Here is a 22017-nt window from a genome sequence, read left to right as displayed (position 1 = left end):
TGGGCGGATTCTCAGGTCTCCGGGGGGATCGTGTTCCAGACCTCCGCCAGCCGTTCCGCGGCGGCGGCCAGCTCGTCCGGGCCGTTGAGGCCGTACGCGAGCCGTACGGCGCCCGCCGTCGAGCCGGGGACGGGGGCGGCGGCGAAGCGGGAGCCGGCGGCGACCAGGACGTCCGCGCGGCGTGCCGCGGCGAGCAGCCCGGCTTCACGGCGGTCGGCGCGCACCCACACGAACAGGCCGCCGGCGGGCCGGTCGAGGGCGAAGCCGCCGTCCAGCCGCGCCGCGAGGACGTCCACCAAGGCGTCGCGCCGTTCGCGCAGGCGTTCGCGCAGCCAGAGCAGGTGGCGGTCGTAGTGGCCCCGCTCCAGCAGGGCGGCCACGGCCAGCGAGGTGGTGTGGTTCAGGCAGCCGCCGCTCTGGAACACGCCATGGGCGGCCAGCCGGTCGGCCACGGCGGGCTCGGCCGTCAGCCAGCCGAGGCGCAGCCCGGGGGCCAGGGACTTGGAGAAGGTGCCCAGTCTGATCACGCCCCGGTGCCCGTCCAGGCAGGCCAGGGCGGGCGGTCCGGTGCCGCCGTCGAGGCGCAGGTCGGCGTAGGCGTCGTCCTCGACGATCGTCGTCGCGTGCCGGCGCGCGACGGCCAGCAGCTCGCGGCGGCGGCCGAGCGGCGTGACCCGGCCGGTCGGGTTGTGGAAGGTGGGGTTGAGGTACACGAAGGCGGGGCGGGTGCGGGTCAGGGCCGCGTCGAGAGCCTGCGGGTCCATCCCGGAGGCGTCCCCCGGAACCCCGTACGGTCGCAGGCCGCAGTCGGTGAGGACGAGCCTGCCCAGGTCGTAGCAGGAGTCCTCGACGAGCACCGCGTCGCGGGGCCGGGCCAGGGCGGTGGCCAGCAGGTGAAGGGCCTGCGAGGTGCCGGCGGTGACCAGCACGCCACCTGGCCCGCACGACACGTCCTGGCGGGCGGCGAGCGCCGCGCGCAGGGTGAGCGCGCCGCGGTCGTCGCCGTACGCCAGGGCGGCCGCGCCGTAACCGGTCAGGGCCTCGGCGTACGCCTCCGCCAGCAGGTCCACGGGCAGCAGGCCGGGGCCGAGGTAGCCGGGGCCGAGGTCGGTCGTACCGGGTGGCGCCACCGACTGCACGACGCCCGCCTCCCAGCGCAGCGCGTGCGACCCGGGCCCGGCCCGCCCCCGCGCCGGGGACACCGGGGGGCCGGGGGCCGCGCGGGGGCGGGGTGCGGCGGGGGTGGGGCTCATCGGGAGGACAGGACGAGGCGGAGGGCCCGCGTCGCCTCGTCGAGCGAGGCGGCCGGCCGGGCGAGCGCCACGCGGAGCATGTGGTCGCCCTCGGACGGGTCGGCCCAGTGGAACTTCTGGCAGGGCAGCATGTACACGTTGTGCTCGCGCAGCGCGGACCACACCTCCAGCGACGAGCGTCGCCCGAGGCGGACCCGTTCGACGCTGGCCCGGCTGGCGGGGTCGGGGAAGTCCACGTCCGGCAGGCCGGCGAGCGAGCGCCGCACCAGCGCGCGGTTGCCGGCGATGAAGCGATGCAGGTCGGGCAGGCCGCCGTCGGCGGCGTCCTCGGCGAAGCGCTGCACCAGCGCCAGCACGAGCGGTGAGGCGCCGAGCAGGATGTCGGAGTAGACCTTGGCGACGGGCAGGCCGGGCTCGGCCGAGGTGACCAGCCAGCCGATCTTCAGCTCCAGCGTGGGCCACAGCTTGCCGGTGTCCTCGATGACGATCCAGCGGCAGCCGCTGTCCTCCAGCACCCGGTAGTGGTCGAAGTGGGCCCGGGGGTCGAAGCCGCGGAACGAGGTGTCCAGTGTCAGGACGACGTCGTGCTCGGCGCACTGGGCGGCCAGGGCGCGCAGCCGTTCCTCCGTCACCACGCGGCCGGTGGGGTTGTTGGGCGTGGTGACGAAGACGCAGCTCACCGCGTCGAGCAGGGCGCGGGGCAGGTCGCCGCCGTGCAGGACGTCCTCCTCCAGGGGCAGCAGGTTCAGGCCCACGCCGCGCAGGATGTCGGGGATGTTGTCGAACGTCGGGTGGATCAGCGCGACCGTGTCGCCCTTCTGGGCCAGGGCCCTGGCGAAGATCTCCATGGCCACCGAGGAGGAGTAGCAGGCGAACACGCGGTTCTCGCCGACCGGGTGGCTGTGCTGGCCGAGCAGGCCCAGGTACGCCCGGCAGGCGTCGAGCTCCACCTCCTCGGGAGCCCGCGCGGCGGCCTTGGCGAACAGGTTGGGCAGGTCGTCGATGATCCGCGCCTGGCTGGCGGTGAGCGCCTGCCGGGCGTGCCCGTCGGCGAGGTTCAGCGGGCTGTTCAGCGCCAGACATTCGAATTCGGTGAGATTGATCGCCTGGAGTTCCTGCATCACATTCACCTCACGTGCGTTTTGGAGTGGGATACCCGGACGCAAAATAAGTCGCTCGATTCGTTCCCGTCAATGCATGGCGGAGGACTCGGCCGACGAGCTGTGTGTTTTCCGGACGAGTCAATTCCATTGTGTCCTCATCGACTCGATGGGAGGCTGCGACCAGCGGTTACACCTCCACACAAACGCTGGAAGGGGTTTTCGTGGACACCGTCGCAGCTATTTCTCCGCCTCGGGCGGAAACATCTCCGCAAAGGGCCGCCATCGGCCTGTCCGTGGTCACCGTCGCGGTCCTCGCGGTCTTTCTGGCGTTCGCCGGAGGCCCCGGCTACTACGTCGACGAGCTCTATTTCCGGGTCGCCGGTGAGCACCTCGCGTGGGGGTACGTCGACCAGCCGCTGCTCGTCCCCCTGCTGGCCCGGCTGCAGATCGTGCTGTTCGGCGACTCGCTGACGGCGATCCGGGTCGTGCCGGCGCTGCTGACCGCCGTGTCGGTGCTGGTCACCGGGCTGATCGCGGGCGAGCTCGGCGCGGGACGCCGGCTCCAGGTGCTGACCGCGTGCGTCTGCGCCGCCACGCTGGCCACGCTCGCCGCCGGGCACGTGCTGCACCCCACCGCCGTCGACCACCTGGTGTGGGTCACGGCCTGCTGGCTGGTGATCCGCGTCCTGCGGACCGGCGACGAGCGGCTGTGGCTCGCCGTGGGCGCGGTCGTCGGCGTGGGGCTGCTGGCCAAGTACCTGGTGGTGCTGCTGGTCGTGGCCCTCGCGGCGGGGCTGCTCGTCGCCGGGCCGCGGCGCGTGCTGCGCGGCGGGTGGCTCCTGGGCGGCGCCGGGGTCGCGCTGCTGATCGCCTCGCCCGGACTCGTCTGGCAGGCCGCGCACGGGTGGCCGCAGTTCACGATGGCGAGCGAGATGTCGGCGGGGCCGGCGGGCGCCGTCAACTTCCTGGTGGGCCAGGTGCTCATGATCGGGCCCTTCCTCACGCCGGTCTGGGTGATCGGGCTGGTGGCCCTGCTCCGGCGGGCGGAGTGGCGACCGTACCGGGCGGTCGCCACGGCGTACCTCGTCGTGGCGCCGCTGCTGATGCTGCTCGGGGCCGAGCCCCGCTACACCGAGGGGCTGCTGACCGTGCTGGTGGCGGCCGGGTGCGTGCGGGCGGCGACGCTCGGCCGCCGCCTGTGGCTGGGGGCGGCGGCGGTGCTCAACGGGGTGCTCGCGGCGCTCATGGTGCTGCCGGTCCTGCCCATCGCGACGTACGCCGGCAACCCGGTGCTGGCCGTGCTCGGCGAGGAGCAGTTCGGGGAGACCGGCTGGCCGGACCTGGCCGCGCAGGTGTCCGCCGTCCACCGCGCGCTGCCGGTGGACGAACGGCGGCGGGCCGTCGTGTACGCCCAGAACTACGGCGAGGCCGGGGCCCTGGCCCGGTACGGCGGCGCGTACGGGCTGCCCAGGACCTACAGCGCCCAGAACTCCTACGCCGACTTCGGGCGTCCGGCCGACGGCGTGGACGTGGTCGTCGCGGTCGGGGTGGACCGGGCGTCGTTCTCGGCGCTGTTCGGCCGGTGCGAGGCACGCGGGCGGCTCACCTTCGACGTCCCGCACTTCGAGGAGGGCAAGGAGCTGCTGGTGTGCCGGGAGCCGCGCCTGCCGTGGGCGGAGACGTGGCGGCGGCTGCGGTGGACGGGCACCTTCTGAGCCGGTCATGACGGCTCGGTCCCCGGACGCCAGGACGAGTAGGCGCGCAGGCCGTACAGGAGGGGTACGGCCGGCGCGCACCACTCGATGCCGTACACCTCGCCGAAGACCACGATGTGGTCGCCGGCCTCCACGGTCCTGGCGACCCGGCAGTCGGCGACGGAGTGGGACTCCTCCACCAGGTGCGGCCCGCCGTAGGCGGGGCGGGCGGACCATCTGACCCGGTCGAAGCGGTCGGCGGCGCCCGAGGCGAACAGTTCGGCGGTGTCGCGGGCGTGGGCGTGCAGCAGGTTCACGGTGAACTGCTCGGTCTTGAGCATGGCGTGCAGCGTGGGGCTCAGGCTGCGGGCGCAGACCAGCAGCGTCGGCGGGTCGAGGGTGACGCTGCACACCGACGAGCAGGTCATGCCGCGCGGGCGGCCGTCCGGGTCGGTCACGGTCACGACGGCGACGCCGCTCGGGAAGGTGGACATCAGTGACCGGAAACGGTCGGGGTCGACCGTCGGCGTCATGGGCAGGGCCTCCACCAGCGGGAGATCCGTCATCGCAAGCCTCCGTTCTGTGCGACGGGTACCGGGGCCGTCCCGCGCGGCCGTCGCGGCCGCTGGAGGAGGGCGTACGACGGGCCGGTCGCCGCCGTGGTCACCAGCGCCATGACGGCGAGCGCGAGGAACATGGCCGGGGTGAGGATCCCGGCCTCGTGGCCGATCTGCAGCGCGACCAGCTCGGTCAGGCCCCGGGTGTTGAGCAGCACGCCCAGTCGGAGCGCCGTCCCGGGCGGCTCGCCGCCGAGGCGGGCGCCGGCGTACGCGCCCCCGGCCTTGGCCGCCATGCCGAGCAGCGTGACCAGGACGATCGCCGACCAGGGGGCCACCGCGAACGGCTCGGCGAACACGGTGAACCCGGTGACCACGAAGAACACCGGGACGAGCAGCCGCCCGGCGCCCGCGACCAGCCGCACGGGCCGTGCCCACGGATCCTCGCCGCCGCCCGTGGCACTCCCATCGGCGGGAGCCGCGGCCGTCAGGGGCAGGGCGAGGGCGGCGAGGGCCGCGCCCAGGATCTCGGTCAGCCCCCACGAGCGCATCGCCGCCGCGGCCGCCAGCGCCCAGACGGCGAGGAGCACCGCCGCCGCCCGCGGGGCGCGGGCGGGCAGCCCCAGGAGCGGGGCCGGGCTCAGCGCGCGCCGTACCGCGACCGCACCCGTGAGGGCCGCGGCGGTGACGGCGAGCAGCACGGCCACGTTCCCGAGGCCGCCGGTCGCCAGGCTGACCGCCAGCGCGATCAGCAGCCAGGCCGCCACGTCGGTGACCATGGCGACCGTCATCGACAACACCCCCACCCGGGTGCCGACCAGGTCACGTTCGGACAGGATCCGCGCCAGGACGGGGACGGCGGTGACCGACAACGACACCGCCAGGAAGACGACCAGCGCGGACGCCGGGGCCGTGCCGCGCAGGCCGGGCTCGTCCCCGGCCAGCGCCCACACGGCCACGGCGGCGCCGGCCAGCAGCGGGACGATGAGCGCGCCCGCCGCGGTCCAGCCCACCGCCCGGCCGCGCACGAGCGGCGCGGCCAGGCGCAGCTCGTGGATCACGCCGACCAGGTAGAGCACCAGGCCGGCGTGCCCGCACCAGCTCAGCCAGTCGAGGGGCAGCGCCCGCGCGGCGCCGGGACCGGCCACGGCGACGACCAGCGGGCCCGCCGCCATCCCGAGCGCCACCTCGCCGATCACGGCCGGCTGGCGCAGCACGCCGGCCAGCCGCCGCCCTGCCCAGGCGAGGAGGAGGACCGCCGCGAGCAGGACGCCGAACAGGGCGATCCGCGCCGGTCCCTCTGCCGGGATCATCGTGTCCGGCTCAGCTCGGGTCGCCGTCCGGGCATGGCGTCGCCGTTGAGGGCGGCGATGTACTCGTACTGGCTGGGCAGGTTGGCGACCAGCGCCTCGGCCTGCTGGCGTACGAGCCGCAGCTCACGTTCCGCGCGGCCGTGGTCGAAGTGCCGCAGCGCGGGCGGGGCCTGCACCGGGACGCCGCCGAGCCCGAGCAGCATGGCGATGTAGGAGTAGGACTCGAAGCCGTGGTAGTGCGGGAAGATCGTCTCGTTGTCGGGCAGGCGCGCCTGCCACAGCTCCAGGCGTTCGGCCAGCCCATCGGGGAGGGGCCGGGTGGCCGCGTCCTTCCAGTAGTCGTTGTCGGAGCGGGCGGCGGCGTGGTAGTGCAGCGCGAGGAACTCGCGCACGCCGTCCATGACGTTGCCGACCTGGCGGTTGTACGACTCCCGCAGCCGGTCGTCCCAGCGCTCGGCGGGGAAGTGCTTGACCAGTTGCTCGATGGCGTTCTGGATGAAGAACAGGCCGGTCGACTCCAGGGGCTCGACGAAGCCGCTGGACAGGCCGACGGCCACGCAGTTGTTCACCCAGGAGCGCTCGCTGCGGCCGATCCGCATGCGGATGTGGTTGGCCTCCAGCTCGTCCGCCTCGGGGCCGACGAACTCGCGCAGGGCGCGTTCGGCCTCCTCGGGGGTGCAGTAGTCGCCGGCGTAGACGTAGCCGGTGCCGATGCGGCCGTACAGGGGGATGGTCCAGATCCAGCCGGCGTCCATGGCGGTGGCGGTGGTGCAGGGGCGCAGGCCGCGGCGGGCCATGTCGGCGGGCACGCGCAGCGCCACCGCCCGGTCGTTGGGCAGGCTCTCCTGGTAGGAGACGAAGGGGACGTCCAGCGCCTTGTTCAGCAGCATGCCGCGGAAGCCGGTGCAGTCGATGAACAGGTCGCCGGACAGCTCTCCGTGCTCCTTGGTGAGCACGTGGTCGATCCAGCCGCGCTCGTCCAGCCGGACGTCCACGACGTCGTCGAGGACGTGCCGGACGCCGCGCTCGGTGCCGAACCGGGTGAGGTAGGAGGCCAGCAGCGCGGCGTCGAAGTGGTAGGCGTAGGGGAACTGGGTGTTCTGCTCGGTGAGGGTGGTGCGGTAGGCGCGCTCGTCGGGGTTCTCGGTGAAGTCCTGCTCGAACAGCTCACCCGACAGGTAGCGGGGCGAGCGCTTGGCCTCGCACAGCCAGCTGATGACGAAGCAGTCGCGGTCGAAGTCGCCGCCGGGACGGGCGTCGAGCCACCAGTCGGTGAGGGGGAAGCCGTCCACGACGCGCAGGCGTTCGAACGGGTGGTAGAAGTGATGGCCCGGGGCGCGCCAGTTCTCGAACCGGATCCCCAGCTTGTACGTGGCGTTGCACGCGGGCATCCACTCCCGCTCGTCCAGCCCGAGATAGTCGAAGAAGTGACGGATCGTACTGAACGTGGCCTCTCCCACGCCGATCGTCGCGATGTTCTTCGACTCGACCAGAGTGACGGCGATTCGGTCACCGAATGCCGCCCGGAGATATGCGGCGGTCATCCAGCCCGAGGTGCCGCCGCCCACGATGACGACGTTCTTTACCATTCTTGAGCCCTTGTCCATGGCGTTGGGAAACGCGCGTCGGAAGAACCGGAAAAAGGATTGGGCAGTGCTCCGACCGCCCTTTTCCGAGCGTGCCGGACGGCCCCGGCCGATTTCCAGCTCATTGACGCCGGAGCTAAACAGGGCGGTCAGGAGGGTGGTGGCGCGCGGCCCCGCGGCTTGGCATGCGCCCCCTGTGCAGGGCGTTCACGGTTGCCCACAGGCGGTCATCAACTGGCGTAGATGCAAAACTCCTGATCCACCAACCCCAGTTGACTTCCCAACTGCCTCCGAGTTAGCTTGAGCAAAACTGGGGGCTCCCACCGCGGACGCCCTCATCGCCAAGCCGCCCTGATCCACGCGGCCACCGCGTCGTGCGCTTTTTCCCGCGCCGCGGCGTGATCGACGAACCCGGAAAAAGCGAAATGGGAGCCGCGGTGCTGCGGATTCATTTCACGGTCGAAGACCTGGCACGCCTGCGCATGGCGGCGACGCTGGGCCCGGTGACCGAGAGCGTGTTCGCCCTCGACCTGTTCGCCAGAAGCGGCGGCGCGGTCCACGGCGAGTGGCGGAGGGACGTGCGCGAACGCATGAACGGCACGGCCGGCCAGGTGGATCGGCTGGCCCGCGAGCGCCGGCCGCTCGGCGAGCTGCTCGGACTGCTCGACCGCTCCCCCGGCGAGTCCGGCTTCCGCGCCGGGGACGCCGCCGTCCCGTGGGCGACCGCGACCGTGCTGGCGTTCTGCCGGGCCGCGGTGCTGCCGTACTGGGGGCGGGTGCGTGCCTACCTGGAGCTCGAACGGGAGACGTTCGGCCGGATCACCATCACCAACGGTGTCGAGTGCCTGCTGGACACCCTGCACCCGAAGCTGGTCTGGAACCCGCCGGTCCTGGAGGTCCCGCACGACGAGGACCGCGACGTGTACCTCGACGGCAAGGGCCTGCTGCTCAGCCCCTCGTTCTTCCTCCAGGTCAGGCACTGCCTGTTCCTGGACCGGGAGCACGAGACGGGGCTGCCCGCGCTCGTGGTCTCGGTCCCCTGGACGCCGGCCGTACTGTCGGACCTGGTGGCCGAGCCCACGGCCGACGACGAGGCGCTCGGCGCGCTCGTCGGGCACACCCGGGCCGCGGCCATGCAGGCGCTCATGGACAGCTGCACCACCGGCGCGCTGTCCGAGCGGCTCGGCATCTCCCTGGCCGGCGCCAGCAAGCACGCCACCGTGCTGCGCAAGGCCGGGCTCATCACCACCGCCCGCAACCGCAACACGGCCCTGCACACGCTGACGTCGCTCGGCATGGCGCTGCTGCGCGGCGGCGGACTCATCTCACAACGCAACTGACCTTCCCTGGAGGACGCACGATGAGCACGAACCCCTTCGAGGACCCCGAGGGCATCTACCTGGTGCTCGTCAACGACGAAGGACAGCACTCGCTCTGGCCGGCCTTCGTGGACGTGCCGGCCGGATGGGCGGTCGCGCTGCCCGAGACCGACCGCGAACGCGCGCTCGGCTACATCAACGAGAACTGGACCGACCTGCGGCCCAAGAGCCTCATCGCGGCGATGGAGGAGTGAGCCGTGCTGATCATCGAGGGCGGCGGCGAGCCCGTCCAGGACCGGATCAGGGCCGGGCACCGCGCGCTGCGCGAGAGCCTGACCAGCCACGGGGCGCTGCTGTTCCGCGGCTTCGAGGTGGGCGGCGTCGAGGGGTTCGACGCGGCCGTGCGCGCGTTCTCCGGGACGCCACTGGCCTACACCGAACGGTCGTCGCCGCGCAGCGTGATCAAGGGCAACGTCTACACCTCGACCGACTATCCGCCCGAGGAGGAGATCTTCCTCCACAACGAGAACTCCTACCAGGCCGTCTGGCCCATGGTGCTGTTCTTCCACTGCATGCGGCCGCCGGAGTCGCAGGGGGCCACGCCCCTGGCCTCGACGCGGGAGGTGCACGACACCCTCGACCCGGCGGTGCGCGAGGAGTTCGAGCGGCGCGGCTGGATGGTCGTGCGCACCTACGACGACGAACTCGGCATGCCGTGGTCGGAGGCGTTCAACACCTCCGACCGGGACGAGGTCACCGCGTACTGCGAGCGCAACGGCGTACGGGCGACCTGGCTCGGGGACGGACGGCTGCGCACCGAGGCCGTCCGCGCGGCGGTGCACCGGCATCCGGTGACCGGTGAGCCCGTCTGGTTCAACCACGCCACGTTCTTCCACGTCACGACGTTGCCCGAGGCCGTGCGCGAGGGGCTGCTGGAGATGTGCGGGGAGGAGGGGCTGCCGAGCAACACCTACTACGGCGACGGCGGCGCCATCCCCGACGAGGTCACCGACCACCTGCGCAAGTGCTACCGGGCGGCCTCCCGCCGCTTCGACTACGCGGCCGACGACCTGCTCGTCATCGACAACATGCTCACCTCGCACGGGCGCGAGCCGTACACGGGGGCGCGGCGGATCGCGGTCGCCATGGCGGAGCCGTCGGGGTCGTAGCTCCCGGGACCTCAGCCGTCCCGGTCCTCGTTCCCGGCCCGCGCCCCCGGCCCGTCGCCGGGGTCGCGGGCCGGGGCGGTTCTGCGCAGGTGCCGGTTCGTCGTGCCGAGCACGGCCAGCACCAGCAGGTCCGCGACCAGCCCCGGCACCGCGGAGAACTGGTTCACGATGAACGCGAACACCTGGCCGAACAGGATGTCGACCAGAAGCGCGAGGTAGAGCGCCTGGAAGGCGGCCGCCCGGTTCCACCGTAACCGGGCCGCGCCCCACAGGCTGAGCAGCACCGTCACCGCCGCGGACGCCGCCAGGCCGCTCACCGCTCCCCACTCCCGTTCCTGGCCGAGGGAGTCGTAGGAGCTCTCCAGGGCCAGGCCGACCAGGGGCAGCGGGGCCCGTACGGCGAGGTAGACCACCGCGAGCACCACCACGACCGGCCGCCGGCACAAGCGCTCCAGCCAGGCCAGGACGGCGCGCACGGCGGGGAAGCGGGGCGGTTCGCTGGAGGGCACCATGCCGAGCAGGCGGACCGTGGCGGCGTCGAGCGGGTCGCCGGAGTCCTGGACCAGGCGGATCGCGCTGCGCCGCTGCTCGACCGTCAGCCCGGAGGTGACGCCGACGAGGGCGGCGTGCAGCGCGTTGGCGGTCCGCTCGGCGCCGGTGTAGCCGGTGCGGCCCTTGAGCCACTGGGCCAGCACGACGAGGACGGCGAAGACCAGGTAGATGATGCCGGCGGCGGGCCGGTAGAAGTAGTCGTTGCGCTCGGTGACGAACTTGCCGACCTCGTCGAGGAACGTGCCGAAACCGGCCCCGCCGAGCAGCGCGCCCCACGTCCTGGCCCGCTCGCCGAGGAAGGCGAGGGTGAGGCCGAGCCCGACCGCCATCAGCAGGCCGCCCCACAGGACGTGCGCGATGTGCAGGTCGCCGCCGCCGAGCTTCGGGTAGCCCGTGCTCGCCAGCCAGGTCCTGATCAGCAGCACCGCGCTGATCCCCGCGATGGCGAACACCTGCAGATGAGCCGCCGCACTGGTGATCCTTGCCAGTCGTGATCGGCGCACCGGGTCCTCCTCCGCTGTCAATGACGTCGTGGGAAGCGCCGACCAGGAGCCGGGTCGTCGGCGAATTTCACTTGCGCGGCGCTTCCGCCCGGGGGCCGACACCGGCACGGGACGCTCGCTGATACCTTTTCGACGCTAGCACACCGGCTTCGTGACTGCCCTGTTTAGCTTGAGGCTCAAACACATTGAGCTCCGGCCCTCCGACGACCGAACCTTGACCGGACGGGTGTCGCCGAGGAAGGGAGCGAGTTGTGTCGACTTTCGAACTGCGGAAAGACGAGGCGACGGCGATCACGGAGCTGGCGGGCGAGCTCGCCCGGCAGCATCCGGGAGTCGAGTCCGCGCAATTCCAGGAAATCGGCCGGGTTTATGCCGACGAGCTGCCGAGACGCCTCCGCGCGGAGTTGCACGATTTCCGGCTGGCCGAGCCTTCCGGCCTGCTGGTGATCTCCGGGCTGCCGGTGGACGACGCCGCCCTCGGCCCCACTCCCGAGGACTGGAGATCACGTCCCACGCCGTCGCCGACACTGACGCTGGACATCGCGTTCTACCTGGTCATGAGCCTGTTGGGCGAGCCGATCGGCTGGGTGACGCAGCAGGACGGGCGCATCATGCACGACGTTTTCCCGATGCGCGGCTTCGAACGCGAGCAAATCGGCTGGAGCAGCGAGGAAACGCTGGTCTGGCACACCGAGGACGCCTTCCACCCGCTCCGCACGGATTATCTCGGGCTGTTCTGCCTGCGTAATCCCGACAAGGTGGAGACGACCTTCGCCGAGGTCGGTTCGATACATCTCGACGAGGCAACAGAAGCCTTCCTCCGGGAGCACCGATTTCTCATTCTCCCGGACGACTCGCACCGTCCGGAGAATCGTGCCCCGGACCGGGACGACGACCCGAGGGTGGCCGACCTGAAACGCCGCAGTTATCGCCAGGTCGAAAGCGCGCTGACCGACCCGAAGCCCATGCCGGTGCTTTTCGGCGCCCCGGACGACCCGTATCTCTGCGTCGATCCGCACTATATGCAAGGAATACAGGGAGAGGACGAGGAGAAAGCGCTCGCCGCCCTCGCCGCGACCGTGGACGCGGCCATGACCGGGGTCGTGCTCGAACCCGGCGACATCTGCGTCATCGACAACTACAAGGCCGTGCACGGACGCAAGCCCTTCCGCGCCCGCTTCGACGGGACGGACCGGTGGCTGCGCCGGCTGAACGTGGCCAGGGATCTTCGCAAGTCGCGCGAGTTCCGGCTGGACGCGCGGTCCCGCGTCATCTACTGAGGCTAGGAGCACCGGGTGATGGACAACTCGACACGTGACGTCCTCGATCTGTTCGCCGAGCGGGTCCGGCTGGCCCCCGGCGCGACCGCCGTGTCCTCGGCCGCGGGCTCGCTGGCCTACCGGGAGCTCGACGCGCGCGCGAACGGGTTCGCCCATCGCCTGCGCGGGCTCGGGGCGGGCCCGGACACGCTCGTCGCCGTCTACGCCGAGCGCGGCCTCGACCTCGTCGTGGCGCTGCTCGGCGTGCTCAAGGCGGGCGCCGCGTACCTGCCGCTGGATCCCGGCGTGCCGGCGAGCCGCCTGGCCGTCGTGATCGACGACGCGGGCGCGCCCGTCGTCGTCACCCAGCGGGCGCTGCGCGGGCGCCTGCCCGTGACGGCGGCGCGGGTGCTGTGCGTGGACGACGATCCCGCGCCGCTCGCCGACGCGCCGCCCGCTCCCCCGGGCCGTCCGGCGGACCTGGCGTACGCGATCTACACCTCCGGTTCCACCGGCCGTCCCAAGGGGGTGCTCGTCGAACGCCGGCAGCTCGCCGCCTACCTGGCCTGCTGCCTGCGGGACTACCCGGGGCTGGCGGGCACGGCGCTGCTGCACTCGTCGATCTCGTTCGACCTGTCGGTGACCACGCTGTGGGGGCCGCTCGTCGCGGGCGGGCGCGTCCACGCGGGGACGCTCGACGAGCCGGGCGGCGTCCGGCCGTCCTTCCTGAAGATCACCCCGAGCCACCTGCCGCTGCTGGAGGGCGGGGACGCCTCTCCGGAGCGCGGCGAGCTGGTGATCGGCGGCGAGGCGCTGCACGGCGACGCGCTCGGCCGGTGGCGCGCGGACCGTCCCGGCGTGACGGTGGTCAACGAGTACGGCCCCACGGAGACGACGGTCGGCTGCGTGGCCTTCCGCCTCGAACCCGGCGACGGCACGCCCGGCGGCGCGGTGCCGATCGGCCGGCCGATGTCCGGGTCGCGGGCCTACGTCCTCGACGCCCGGCTGCGGCCCGTCCCGCCGGGTGAGCGGGGCGAGTTGTACGTCGCGGGCTCCGGGGTGGCCCGCGGGTACCGGGGCCGTCCCGGCGGCACCGCCGAACGGTTCGTCGCCGACCCGTACGGGACGGACGGCGAACGCATGTACCGCACCGGGGACGTGGTCCGCCTCCTGCCTGACGGGGAGCTCGAATACCTCGGCCGGGCGGACGACCAGGTCAAGGTGGGCGGGCACCGGATCGAGCCCGGCGAGATCGAGGCCGCCCTGACCCGGCATCCGCGGGTGGCCGCCGCCGCGGTCGTCGCCGACGGCGACCGCCTGGTGGCCCACGTCGTCCCCGTCACCCGGCCCGTCCCCCAGCCCGCCACCACCTCCGAGGCACCTTCGGGCGCTCCGGGCGGTGCGTCCCTTGAGGGGGCGGCTGGGCCGTCGCCCGAGCAGTTGCGGGCCTTCCTCGCGCGGGACCTGCCCGAGTACCTGATCCCCTCGGTGTTCCAGCACCTCGACCGGCTCCCCCTCGCCGCCAGCGGCAAGGTGGACCGCGCCGCCCTGCCCGCCACGGGCCCCCAGGGCGCCACCGGCTACACGCCTCCCGGCGGTCACGAGGAACGGGTGATCGCCGAGTTGTGGGCCGAGGTGCTGGGCCTGGACCGGGTGGGCGTGACCGACGACTTCTTCGCCATCGGCGGCAACTCCCTGCTGGCCTTCCGCGTGGTGCCGCGCATCCGTGCCGCGCTCGGCACGAGCCTGTCCCCCCGGGCGATCTTCCGCGAACGCACGGTGGCCGCCCTGGCCGCCTCCCTGAAACCGGCCGAGAACCCCACCGAGAACCCCGCCGAGTCCGGCGACGAGAACCGTGCCGGGAATCGGGACGGGGTTCCGGGCGGGGTTCCGGGCGGGGTTCGCGCCGCGAGCCGCGACGAGGCGGGCGACGCGGGCGCGGACGTCGTCACCCCGCTCCCGCCGGGACGCGACGCGCCGCTCTCCTACGCCCAGCGGCGTTTCTGGTTCTTCCATGCGCACGACCCCGGCGGCACCGAGTACAACGTCCGGTTCGGCTACCGGCTGAGCGGGCCGTTCGACCCCGAGGCGCTGCGCACCGCGCTCGGCGAGCTCATCGCCCGGCACGAGCCCTTGCGCACGACGATCGAGCACGGCGACGCCGACCCCGCGCGGGCCGAACCCGTACAGAAGGTGCATGCGGCCGTCGAGGTGCCGCTGACCGTCACCGACGTCGCCGGCCTCCCCGGCGAGGAGCTGGACCGCATGGTGCGGCACGAGGTGACCCGGCCCTTCGACCTGGCCCGCGGCCCCGTGCTGCGCCTGGCCGTGCTGCGCCGGTCCGCCGAGGACCACCTGCTGGTGCTGAGCCTGCACCACTCGGTGATCGACGCCGTGTCCATGCGCATCCTGGCCGACGAACTGGGCCTGCTCTACGACGCCGCCCGCCACGGCCACCGGGCCTCCCTCGCGCCGCTGCCCGTCCGGTACGCCGACTACGCCGCCTGGCAGCGCGACCGCTGGACCGACGACAGCCTGGCGGACCAGCTCGACCACTGGCGTGGCCGGCTCGACGGGATCACCCCGCTCGACCTGCCCGCCGACCGGCCACGCCCGGCCGTACGCAGCTCGGCGGGGGCCGCGCACCGCTTCACCGTCCCCGCGGAGCTGGCCTCCGCGCTCGGGGACCTCGCCGCCCGCGCCGGGGCGACGCCGTTCATGGTGCTGGTCGCGGCGTGCCAGGTGCTCCTGTCCAGGTACGCCGGCCAGCGGGACGTCTCGGTCGGCACCCCCGTCTCCGGACGCGACCTGCCCGAGCTCGAACCGCTCATCGGCTGCTTCGTCAACACCCTGGTGCTGCGCTCCACCGTGGACGAGCGCGCCACGTTCGCCGAGTTCCTGGGCGCGGTACGGGAGACCGTGCTGAACGCGTTCGCCAACCGGGACGTGCCCTTCGACCGGCTGGTGCGCGAGCTGGACGCCGAGCGCGATCCCAGCAGGACGCCCCTGGTGCAGGCCATGGTGGCGTTGCAGAACGCGCCGCCGAAGACGCCGCGCTTCGCCGGGGCGCGTACCGAGCCGTACCGGCTGCCGCACGTGTCCTCGATCTTCGACGTCACGCTGGAGTTCGTCGAGCGCGAGGACGGCGGCGCGCTCGACGCGATGATCGAGTACAGCACGGACCTGTTCGAGGCCGCGACCGCCGAGCGGATGGCCGCGCACCTGATCGCGCTGCTGGAAGCGGTGACCGCGGCCCCCGACCGCCCCCTGGCCCGCCTGCCCCTGCCCCCCACCCCGCATCCCGCCCCCGCGCCTGCCGACGCCCCCCTGACCGATGCCACCCTGACCGATGCCACCCTGACCGGCCCCACGCTGACCGGTCCCGCCGCTCCCGCCGCCGGTGGCCGCGGCGACCAGGCCGGGCGGCCGGTGCATGTGCAGGTGAGTGAGTGGGCGCGGGTCGCGCCCGACGCCGTCGCGCTGGAGTGGGACGGCGGCACCCGCACCTACGCCGACCTCGACCGGCGCGCCGACCTGCTGGCGCACCGGCTGCGCGGCCTCGGCGTGGGCCGGGGCGTGCCCGTGGTGGTGTGCATGGAACGTGGCCCGGACATGGTGACCGCCGCCCTCGGCGTGCTCAAGGCGGGCGGCGCGTACGTGCCGCTCGACCCCGGCATCCCGGCCGAGCGGCTGGCGTACGTGATGGCCGACACCGGCGCGCCGATCCTGCTGGCCGACGAGGACCACGAGGGGCTGCCCGTCGTACGCCCCCGCGACACGGAGACGGGCGACGACCACGAGGGGCCCGACGCGGAGACGGGCGACGACCATCCCGGACCCGGGTCCGGTCGCGAAACGGAGCCGGGCGACCTGGCGTACATCATCTACACCTCCGGCTCCACCGGCCGTCCCAAGGGCGTCATGATCGAGCACCGCGGCCTGGCCGACCTGTGCGCCTGGCACGTGGCGGCGTTCGGGGTGGTGCCCCGGGACCGGGCGTCCCAGGTGGCCTCGCTCGGGTTCGACGCCGCCGTGTGGGAGGTCTGGCCCTACCTGTGCGCGGGGGCCCGCGTCGCCTTCCCCGGTCAGGACGCGCTGGACGACCCGGACGAGCTGGTGGCCTGGTTCACCGCCATGGGCACCACGATCTGCTTCCTGCCGACGCCCCGGCTGGAGACCGTGCTCGACCTGCCCGCGATCGACGGGACGGCGCTGCGTACCGTCCTGACGGGCGGCGACGTGCTGCGCCGCAGGCCGCGGCCCGGCATCCCGTTCCGGCTGGTCAACAACTACGGGCCCACCGAGGCCACCGTCGTGGCCACCGCCGGGGACGTGAGCCGGGAGGGCGACGGGCTGCCGCCGATCGGCCGCCCGCTGACCGGCAGCGCCGGGTACGTCCTGGACGCCTACGCCAACCCGGTCCCGGAGGGCGTGCCCGGCGAGCTGTACCTGTCCGGGCCCGGCCTGGCCAGGGGCTACCTGAACCGGCCCGGTCTCACCGCCGAGCGCTTCGTCGCCGACCCGTTCGGCCCGCCGGGCGGACGGATGTACCGGACCGGGGACCTGGTCCGCCGGCTGCCCGGCGGCGAGCTGGAGTACCTGGGGCGCGGCGACGACCAGGTGAAGATCCGCGGCTTCCGGGTGGAGCCGGGCGAGATCGAGGCCGCCCTCCAGCGCCACCCCTCGGTGGGCGGCGCAGTCGTGCTGGCCTCCTCTGGACGCGACCGCCTCAACGGGTACGTCACCCCGGCGGGCGACGCCGAACCCGACCCCGCCGCGCTGCGCGCCTTCCTCGCCGGGTCGCTGCCCGACCACATGATCCCCGCCGTGATCATGGTGCTGCCCGCGTTCCCGCTGACCGAGCGGGGCAAGGTGGACCGGGCGGCGCTGCCCGAGCCCGGCGCGCGGGCGGGGGCGGCGGCCTACGTCGCGCCCTCGGGGCCCGTGCAGCGGGAGCTGGCCGCGATCTGGGGCGAGGTGCTGGGCGTCGAGCGCGTGGGGGCCGAGGACTCCTTCTTCACGCTGGGCGGCGACTCGATCCTGGCCATCCAGGTCGTGTCCAGGGCGCAGCGCGCCGGGCTGCGGCTCACCGCGCGCGACCTGTTCCGGCGGCAGACCGTGGCGGCCCTGGCGCCGTACGTGCGGCGGGCCGGGCAGCCCGCGAACGCCACCGCCGGGGATGCCGCCGACGGCGGGCCCGCCCCGCTGACGCCGATCCAGCGTTTCCTGTTCGACCGGTTCACCGTGCCGGGGACGTTCCACCAGTACGTGGAGGCCGAACTGGCGGCGGACGTGGACGTAGAGGCGCTGGGCGTGGCGGTGTCCGCCCTGGTCACCCGGCACGCCGCGCTGCGGACCCACTTCACCCGGCACGACGGCGGACGATCCCAGCAGGTCACCCCGCCACCGGCCGGGAACGTCCTGCGCCACGTCCGTCTCGACGGCGACGCACAGGGCGTGATCGCGCGCGAGAGCGAGGCCGTGCAGCGTGGCATCGACGCCGAGCGCGGGCCCGTGTTCGCGGCGGTGTCGTTCACCGGCTCCGGCGCGCCGCGGCTGCTGCTCACCGCGCACCACCTCGTCGTGGACGGCGTGTCCTGGCGGGTGCTGCTCCAGGACCTGCACACCGCCTACGGGCAGGCCGTCCGCGGCGAGCCCGTCGACCTGGGCGCGGAGACCGCCTCCTTCGTGAGCTGGTCCCGCACCCTGGCTGCCCACGCCGCCTCCGGCGCCTTCGACGGCGAACTCCCCCACTGGACCCGGGCGACCGGCGCCCCGGACAGGGCGGACGTCCCGCTGGACCGCGAGGGGCCCAATCTCGTGGCGTCGGGACGGCGCACGACGGTGTCGCTGGACGAGGAGACCACCCGCGCCCTGCTGCGCGACGTCCCCGGCGTCTACCGTACGGAGGTCAACGAGGTGCTGCTGGCCGCGCTGGCCCGCACCCTGGGCGACTGGACCGGGCGTACGGACCTGCTGCTGGCCACCGAGGGCCACGGCCGGGAGGAGATCTTCCCCGGCACCGACCTGTCCCGCACGGTCGGCTGGTTCACCACCTACTTCCCGCTGGCCCTGAGCCTGCCCGACGAAGACGGCGACGGCGGCGGCTGGGGCGAGTTGCTGAAGAGCGTCAAGGAGCAGGTCAGGGCCGTCCCGGGGCGCGGCTTCGGGTACGGCGTGCTGCGTCACCTGCGCGGCACCGCGCCCGACTGCCACCCCGGCGTCTGCTTCAACTACCTCGGCCGGTTCGACCCGCCTCTGGGCGACCTCTACCGGGACGTCGCGCCCATCGGCCTGTTCCAGGACCCCGGCGACGTCCGGCCGCACCTGCTGGACGTCGTCGCCGCGGTGCGCGCCGGCCGGCTGGAGGTGACCTGGGAGTACTCGGCCGACCTGCACGACGAGGCCACCGTCGCCCGGCTCGCGGACGGGTTCGCCGCGAACGTGACCCGGCTGGTACGCCACTGCGCCGAACCGGGCGCGGGCGGGCGCACCCCGTCGGACTACCCGCTGGCAGGGCTGGACCAGGCGCGCCTGGATCGGCTGCTCGGCGACGGACGCGACGCGGCCGACATCGCCGACGTCTACCCGCTCACCCCCGGCCAGGCCGGCATGCTCTACGAGTGCCTGGCGGCCGGCGACGACCTGTACGTGGCCCAGTTCGGGATGCTGCTCGACGGCGTCACCGACCCCGGGACGCTGGCGCGGGCGTGGCAGTCGGTCGTGGACCGGACGCCCGTGCTGCGCACGTCCCTGGCCTGGGAGGGCCTGGACCATCCTGTGCAGATCGTGCACGGGCGGGCCCGCCTGCCGGTCGTCAGGCAGGACTGGCGCCGCCTGCCCGAGGACGAGCGGCGGGCCGCGCTGGCCGCCCTCCTCGCCGCCGACCGGGCCGAGGGCCTGGACCTGACGGCCGCGCCGCCGTCCAGGCTGGCGGTCATCCGGCTGGACGACGACACCGTGCGCGTCGTGTGGACCCTGCACCACATCCTGCTGGACGGCTGGAGCGTGCACCGGCTGCTGCGCGACGTGCTGGCCGCGTACGCCCGGCTCACCGGAGAGGGCGACGGCGGCCCGCCCGAGCCGCGCCGCCCCTTCCGCGACTACGTGGAATGGCTGGCCGGCCGCGACCTCGCCGCGGACGAGACCTACTGGCGGGAGGCGCTGGCCGGGCTCACCGCCCCGACGCCGCTCCCCTACGACCGGCCGCCCGGCAGGCGGCACCGGCCCAAGGCGGCCGGACGGGTCCGCGCCGCCCTGCCGCCCGACCTGACCGGGCGGCTGGCCGACCGGGCCGCGGCGGCCGGCCTGACGCTCAACACCGTGGTCCAGGGCGCGTGGTCGATCCTGCTGTCCCGGCACAGCGGCGAGCCGCGGGTGTGCTTCGGCGCCACGGTGTCGGGCCGCCCCGAGGAGCTGGACGGCGCCGAGTCCATGATCGGCATCTTCATCCAGACGCTGCCCGTCCACGTCCACGTGGACGGCGCCCGCCCGCTGCTGCCCTGGCTGCGCGAGCTCCAGGAGTCGCAGGCGGGGGCGCGGGAGCACGAGGCGGCCTCGCTCACCCGGATCCGCGCGTGGAGCGACGTGCCGCCGGGGACGGCGCTGTTCGACAGCATCGTGGTCTTCGAGAACTACCCGATCGACTACTCCGCCCCCGGCCCGCGCCTGCGGGACGTGGACGCCGCCGAGGCGAACGGCTACCCGCTCGGCCTCGTCGTCTACCCGGGCGAGGAGCTGTCGTTCGTCCTGCTGCACGACGAGGAGCTGTTCGACGCCGCGACCGTGCGGCGGCTCGGTGAGGGCCTGTCGGCGCTGCTCGGGCAGCTCGCCGCGGACCCCGGCGGGACCGTGGGGTCGCTGAGCGCGGTGAGCGCGCGGGAGCGGCGGCTGACGCTGACGGAGTGGAACGACACCGCGCGTGACCACCCGCGCCGGACGGTCCACGAGCTGTTCGCCGAGCGGGCCCGGGAGGCGCCCGGCGCGGTGGCGGTGCGCGGCGGCGGCGCGGAGCTGACGTACGGCGAGCTCGACCGCCGTGCCGGGGAGCTGGCGGAGGTGCTGGCCGGGCTGGGCGTGGGCGTCGAGTCCAGGGTGGCGGTGTTGCAGGGGCGCTCGCCGGACGCGCTGGTGTCGATGCTGGCCGTGCTCAGGGCGGGCGGCGCGTACGTGCCGCTGCACCCGGACTTCCCGGCCGAACGCATGCGGTGGATCCTGCGGGACACGGGCGCGGTCGCGGTGCTGACCGACCGGTCGCTGGCCGGGCGCGCCGCCGATCTGGGCCTGCCCGCCGTCGAGGTGGACGGCGACCTGCCCGCGCCCGGCCCCCTTTCCACCCCCCTGCCCGCCACCCCGCCCGGGTCGCTGGCGTACGTGATGTACACCTCGGGCTCGACCGGGTTGCCCAAGGGCGTCGCGGTCACCCACGAGAACGTGGTGAGCCTGGCCATGGACCACCGCTGGCGCGGCGGCGGGCACGACCGGGTGTTGTTCCACTCGCCGCACGCCTTCGACGCGGCCACGTACGAGATGTGGGTGCCGCTGCTGGCGGGCGGCGAGGTGGTGGTCGCGCCCGGCGACCTGGACGCGCGGCGGCTGCGGGCGCTGGCGGCCGAGCACGGCGTCACGGGGATGTTCCTCACGGCGGCGCTGTTCAACCTGTTCGCCGAGGAGCTGCCCGAGTGTTTCGCCGGGCTGCGCGAGGTGTGGACGGGGGGCGAGGCGGCCTCGCCGCAGGCGCTCGCGCGGGTGATCGACCGCTGCCCCAGGACCACGTTCCACAACGGGTACGGGCCCACCGAGACCACCACGTTCGTCACGACCCGGGAGATGACCCCCGAGCTCGTACGGGCGGGACGGGCGCCGATCGGCCGTCCCATGGACAACACCCGCGCCTACGTGCTGGACGCCGCCCTGGCGCCCGTGCCCGTCGGCGCGCCGGGCGAGCTGTACCTGGCGGGCGCCGGCCTGGCCAGGGGCTATCTCGGCAGGCCGGCGCTGACCGCCGAACGCTTCGTGGCCGACCCGTTCGGCGGCGGCGGGCGGCTCTACCGCACCGGGGACCGGGTCCGCTGGACGCCCGAAGGCGATCTGGAGTTCCTCGGCCGGGTGGACGGCCAGGTGAAGATCCGGGGCTTCCGGATCGAGACGGGCGAGGTGGAGGCCGCGCTCCTGGCGCATCCCGGGATCGCCGAGGCCGTCGCCATGGCCCGGCAGGACGCCGCCGGACGCCGGACGCTGGCGGCGTACGTGGTGCCGGCGGCCGGCGGGCCCGCGCCCTCGCACGAGGAGCTGGCCGCGAGCCTGGGCGCGCGGCTGCCCGCGTACATGGTGCCCGCGGCGTTCGTGTCCCTGGACCGGCTGCCGCTGAACGCCAACGGCAAGGTGGACCGCGCCGCCCTGCCGGAGCCCGCCCCGCCGCGGGAGAAGGCGGAGTCGTACGTCGCGCCGCGCAACCCGACCGAGGAGGCGCTCGGCCGTATCTGGGAGCAGGTGCTCGGCCTGGACCGGGTGGGCGTGCACGACGACTTCTTCGCCCTGGGCGGCGACTCGATCACCAGCCTGCGGGTGACGTCGCGGGTGGGACCGGCCTTCGGCGTCGAGCTGTCGCCGCGCGACCTCTTCCTGACGCCGACCGTCGCCGCGTTGTCGGAGGTGGTGCAGGACAGGATCCTGGACTCCCTGGAGGAGGCGGTCCACCGGTCGTGAC

Annotated in this window: 12 protein-coding genes; 6 read left to right on the top strand and 6 right to left on the bottom strand. The window is 73.8% G+C overall.

The features are described 5' to 3' along the window. Window positions 1-11 precede the first annotated feature (11 nt). Together ABZ815_RS24440 and mppP are read right to left on the bottom strand one after the other, a co-directional pair. Complete coding sequence (locus tag ABZ815_RS24440) at window positions 12-1253, bottom strand: aminotransferase class I/II-fold pyridoxal phosphate-dependent enzyme (RefSeq protein WP_357701556.1); 1242 nt, start codon at window positions 1251-1253, stop codon at window positions 12-14. After that, window positions 1250-2374, bottom strand: a complete 1125-nt coding sequence (gene mppP, locus ABZ815_RS24435) for an enduracididine biosynthesis enzyme MppP (protein WP_357701554.1) — start codon at window positions 2372-2374, stop codon at window positions 1250-1252. Before mppP ends, ABZ815_RS24440 begins: the two co-directional genes overlap by 4 nt. Before the next feature lie 275 nt (window positions 2375-2649). On the opposite strand from mppP, the gene ABZ815_RS24430 reads away from it, so the two are divergent. Further along, window positions 2650-4071 (top strand): glycosyltransferase family 39 protein, encoded by a 1422-nt coding sequence (locus tag ABZ815_RS24430; RefSeq protein ID WP_357701552.1) that lies wholly within the window; start codon window positions 2650-2652, stop codon window positions 4069-4071. A gap of 5 nt (window positions 4072-4076) precedes the next feature. Here the strand turns inward: ABZ815_RS24430 and ABZ815_RS24425 are convergent, their stop codons facing one another. Genes ABZ815_RS24425 through ABZ815_RS24415 form a run of 3 tightly spaced genes read right to left on the bottom strand, consistent with a single transcriptional unit; the run spans window position 4077 to window position 7509 of the window. Next, a complete protein-coding gene (locus ABZ815_RS24425) occupies window positions 4077-4616 on the bottom strand; it encodes a flavin reductase family protein (protein WP_357701550.1) in 540 nt (179 codons plus the stop codon). Continuing rightward, complete coding sequence (locus tag ABZ815_RS24420; RefSeq protein WP_357701548.1) at window positions 4613-5920, bottom strand: cation:proton antiporter; 1308 nt, start codon at window positions 5918-5920, stop codon at window positions 4613-4615. Before ABZ815_RS24420 ends, ABZ815_RS24425 begins: the two co-directional genes overlap by 4 nt. Continuing rightward, entirely contained in the window at window positions 5917-7509 is a 1593-nt protein-coding gene (locus tag ABZ815_RS24415; RefSeq protein ID WP_357701546.1) for a tryptophan halogenase family protein, read from the bottom strand. The genes ABZ815_RS24420 and ABZ815_RS24415 overlap by 4 nt, the downstream gene beginning before the upstream one ends. A 434-nt stretch (window positions 7510-7943) precedes the next feature. On the opposite strand from ABZ815_RS24415, the gene ABZ815_RS24410 reads away from it, so the two are divergent. From ABZ815_RS24410 to ABZ815_RS24400, 3 genes are read left to right on the top strand one after another with little or no spacing between them, the layout of a single operon-like run. Continuing rightward, entirely contained in the window at window positions 7944-8846 is a 903-nt protein-coding gene (locus ABZ815_RS24410; RefSeq protein ID WP_357701544.1) for a winged helix-turn-helix domain-containing protein, read from the top strand. Window positions 8847-8866: 20 nt separating this feature from the next. Continuing rightward, a complete protein-coding gene (locus ABZ815_RS24405; RefSeq protein WP_357701542.1) occupies window positions 8867-9079 on the top strand; it encodes an MbtH family protein in 213 nt (70 codons plus the stop codon). Window positions 9080-9082: 3 nt separating this feature from the next. Next, a complete protein-coding gene (locus ABZ815_RS24400; RefSeq protein ID WP_357701540.1) occupies window positions 9083-9994 on the top strand; it encodes a TauD/TfdA family dioxygenase in 912 nt (303 codons plus the stop codon). 11 nt (window positions 9995-10005) lie between these two features. On the opposite strand, the gene ABZ815_RS24395 is transcribed toward ABZ815_RS24400, so the two are convergent. Beyond that, window positions 10006-11049 (bottom strand): hypothetical protein, encoded by a 1044-nt coding sequence (locus ABZ815_RS24395; RefSeq protein WP_357701538.1) that lies wholly within the window; start codon window positions 11047-11049, stop codon window positions 10006-10008. A 251-nt stretch (window positions 11050-11300) separates the two neighbouring features. Between ABZ815_RS24395 and gntD the strand changes: the two genes are divergently transcribed. Further along, on the top strand, window positions 11301-12329 hold the full coding sequence (gntD, locus tag ABZ815_RS24390) for a guanitoxin biosynthesis L-enduracididine beta-hydroxylase GntD (protein WP_357701536.1): 1029 nt from the start codon (window positions 11301-11303) through the stop codon (window positions 12327-12329). Window positions 12330-12347: 18 nt separating this feature from the next. Beyond that, window positions 12348-22016: an amino acid adenylation domain-containing protein gene (locus ABZ815_RS24385; RefSeq protein WP_357701534.1), complete on the top strand. Its 9669-nt coding sequence runs from the start codon at window positions 12348-12350 to the stop codon at window positions 22014-22016. The last annotated feature ends 1 nt before the right edge of the window (window position 22017 follow it).

Source organism: Nonomuraea sp. NPDC047529, from assembly GCF_040642995.1.
GTDB lineage: Bacteria > Actinomycetota > Actinomycetes > Streptosporangiales > Streptosporangiaceae > Nonomuraea.
The sequence above is the reverse complement of the archived record's forward strand: the minus strand, read 5'-3'. Positions and strand labels throughout refer to the sequence as shown.